Genomic DNA, 648 nt, shown 5'->3' on the forward strand with positions numbered 1-648 from the left:
GCCAGGCTGCTTGCAGACCAGCCCCAACTCCTCCATCAAACGACTGACTTTGAAGCGGCCAATTGCCGTGCCTTCCTCGCGCATCATGCCCACGATGCTGCGACTTCCCGCCGAACTACGGCTCTCGACGAACAGCTCGTGCACGCGGCTACGCAGTGCCATACGCTCAACATCGATGTGCCGGGCGCGCTCCCGATACGCATACAGGCATGACCGCGTCACCTCGAACACCGCGCAGATCAACTCGATCGATTCGTCACCACAAATCTGATCGATTACCTCGTACGTTCGATACCTTCCGACATCAAGAGCGCGGTAGCCTTTTTTAAAATGGACTTCTCCCGCTCCAGACGTTCAATGCGCGCTTCGAGTTCCTGTATGCGCTGCTGATCAGGCGTCATTGCCTTGCTCTGCGGCGTGATGCCTTGCCGCTCCGACTGAAGCTGCTGCACCCAGCGGCGCAGCACTGATTCGCCGATGCCGACCGACCGGCTTGCCTCCATGTGGCTATATCCTTGATCCAGCACCAGGCATGCCGCATGCTGCTTGAACTCCGGGGAAAACGTACGTCTCTGCTTGCTCATCAAACACCTCTCCATGGCGAGCATTCTCGCCTAAATCAGTGTCCGGGTACATTAAACCACTACA

General features: G+C 57.6%; 1 pseudogene. It reads right to left on the reverse strand.

Going from position 1 to position 648, the window contains the following annotated elements:
• Positions 1-584, reverse strand: a pseudogene (locus KW842_RS27155) (transposase); the annotation flags it as partial.
• Between the last annotated feature and the right edge of the window lie 64 nt (positions 585-648).

It is taken from the genome of Duganella sp. sic0402 (assembly GCF_019219065.1).
Lineage (GTDB): Bacteria > Pseudomonadota > Gammaproteobacteria > Burkholderiales > Burkholderiaceae_D > Rugamonas.